Consider the following 2883-nt stretch of genomic DNA (forward strand, 5'->3'; position numbering starts at 1 on the left):
GAATTAATCTCTGTAGAGTGGATATTCAGTCAGCTGGAAGTGATGCTTCACGGACTGAGAAATTGCTTTTCGATCAACTTGAATGCAGTCAAAGCCGCGACTTGCGGCAGGTGTTAAGTGTACGGAACTACGCCGTGGCGAGCCCGAAAACTTCTAGCGCTCATCCCAGCGCGCCACGGAGGGCAGTTTCTCCAGCAACCGTAGTATAATTAAAGAGCAAAATAAAAGGTAGCTTTTTTTTCGATTTTACCTACTATTGTTTTTAATCCCGAAATTCCATACTGTAAATATACGCACTTTACGTCACGCTTTCGTACTGTTCAGTCCTTGCCCCTGAGCGCAATCGCTGTCGGGGACGAGACAATTCCGACAGTCACATTGGCCGCTGTACGGTAGGAGCTTCTACTGTTCAGACCAGCGTTCCAACATGACTATCCGCACGTTGATCGATTGCACGTAATCCCTCAAGTGGTATTAAACTTTTTAATGTAAAGCGGAATGTCAACCTGCGATACCCCGCCCCCTCCGATCACAACCCGACCAGCGGCATCAATGCCCAACAGTTTACGATCTCATCTTCTTGTTACACCACTGATACGCGAACACATGGTCACATCGGCGATAATTCCAGTCTTCTGTTCACAACCCAACACTGTCATCACGATGTTGCAGCTATGTTGCTGACACGCACAAACACAAAACCACGTTGAACGCCGGTTGCACTCGGCATCGGAAAACAGAACCGAACTCAGGGGGGAAGGCACCCAGGCAGCCGGCAGCAAAGCCTGCCTGTCTTGGACGCAGTTCCTGCAGTTTCCATAACGTCGAAAACGTCGACACAGTTCCGCGTGCTTTCGCTACTGTAGTCTGTAGTGCTGCAGCCTGCAGTGCAGTGCTGCAGCCTGCAGTGCAGTGCTGCAGGCTGCAGTGCTGCAGCCTGCAGTGCCTGCAGGCTGTAGTTCCGTCGTTCCGTGCCGCGCGAGTCACGCAATCCGGAGACGGCCACCCCCCAGTGTACGTGGCGCTGCTGGCACTGCTCCGAACTTCGCTGTTTCTAGCGGCTTCGTTTGCTCGTTTGATAAAATTAGTGATACAAACGTCAATGCAACCGAAAAGTTCTGGACGTTTAAACTAGAAGATGGAATTACAGGCGGCCTTCGCTGCTGCTGGAGCTCAATCAACTCAACAGCTATTTATTAAAGAACGCGCGCGACCTGCTCGAAAAACGAAACCGAAAGACGATGAGTCGGGAGGGCGAAAGCTTTCTCCCGTCTGCCTGGAGAAGGAGAAAAACATTTCGTTCCTCCCCTTTTCTCGTGTCCGCTTGGGGGGCGCGTCGGTAGAAGGGAGGAAGGCGCGCCGTTGCTACTTTTTTCCTCCATTTTTTCTTAGAGTGCAGTGCCCTCATACCTACCCAGGCAGCACCGAGTTCTGGGCCAAACTTGGCTTTCGTCTGGCAGTTTAGGGCATTAAAAGCCCGAAGAAGCCAAAGTAGGGCAAACTGACCTCCCTAGGCAACAGTCTGGGTATATTGGCCCTAATTCGCCAAACAAGTGCCAAACTTAGGCTTCGCTGCCGGATAGTTCGGCTGTCGTCTGGCATCTTCGGGCCTAAATCGCCTAAAAAATGCCAGATTTAGGCTTACTGCCCGGTAGTTCGGCAGATCTTTGGCATTTTTGGGCCAAAATCGCCAAACTAATGCCAAAGTTAGGCTTCCCTTTTTGATAGTTCGGCTATCACCTGGCACATTCGGGCCAAAATCGCCACAGATGTGCCAGAGTTAGGCTTACTGCCTTGTAGTTCGGCAGAGCTTCGGCATTTTCGGGCCGAAATCGCCAAACTTATGCCAAAGTTAGGCTTCACTTTTTCACAGTTCGGCTGTCACCTGGCACATTCGGGCCAAAATCGCCACAAATGTGCCAGAGTTAGGCTTACTACCTTGTAGTTCGGTTCAGATCTGGCATCTTTGGGCCCAGGTCGCCAAACGAGCGCCAAGTTAGACTTCGCTTCCCGATAGTTTGGCTGTGATCTGGCAGCTACGGGCCAAAGATGCCAAACAAGTGCCAGAACTGGGCTTACTGCCTTGGAGTTCGGCTGATGAAATATTTGATGTACGCGGGTGGTCTTCATCTTAATTAAACAGAAATCAAGTTTTRTTCGGCTGGCAACTTTATCTTATTTTGGGTGTCTCTTGATTTCTGCAGTCCAAAGGTTGGCTGAATGTTTTGACGCGGCTGGAGCAGGCTTTGCAAACGCAATTAAATTGTGCCAGAGGTTGCACTCGCGCGTAGGTACACAAGCCAATATCGGGGCGCGCCGTGAGACTGGTTAGACATTATGGCGCGTTCACACCGGCGATGCGATCTAGTTGCGCCATAACTTTCATCGCAAAAGCGACCATCGCGGGCAAAAAGTGCCGGGTTTTGAGCAGTCGCTTGCTGACCCGACTTTTTACGATGCACTCTAGTCGCGGAGAGGCCGAGCCAACCAACGGCGTTCGGAGCGAGAGTTTTTGAGAAGCGACTCGCCAACGAAGGCGTTGGACTCGCTCATCGCGCACGCCAAATTGAACAACTAATTGCTTTTATTTATTTTATTTTTTTTTTGCGATGCGATTTAGTTGGATCGCGCGACTGCTTACATCCCCGGTGTGAATCCGCCTTTACAGAAAGTGCTGCCATTGAGCTAACACTGCGCAAGACGGATGTACGCACGTTTCCACAAGAGATATCATTATTAGGCGGCGCATTGCAAAAGTGAGCGTGGGTCTGTGCGTGTCTTGCATTGTGATTGAGCACTGTCAAATCCTAGCGATAACAAAGAGCGGAAACGACCGGGGCTCCGTGGCGCGGCTCCCGCATCACACTTGGGGAATGAAAATAA

Origin of the sequence: Rickettsia endosymbiont of Ixodes scapularis (genome assembly GCF_000160735.1) — a bacterium.
Lineage (GTDB): Bacteria > Pseudomonadota > Alphaproteobacteria > Rickettsiales > Rickettsiaceae > Rickettsia > Rickettsia tamurae.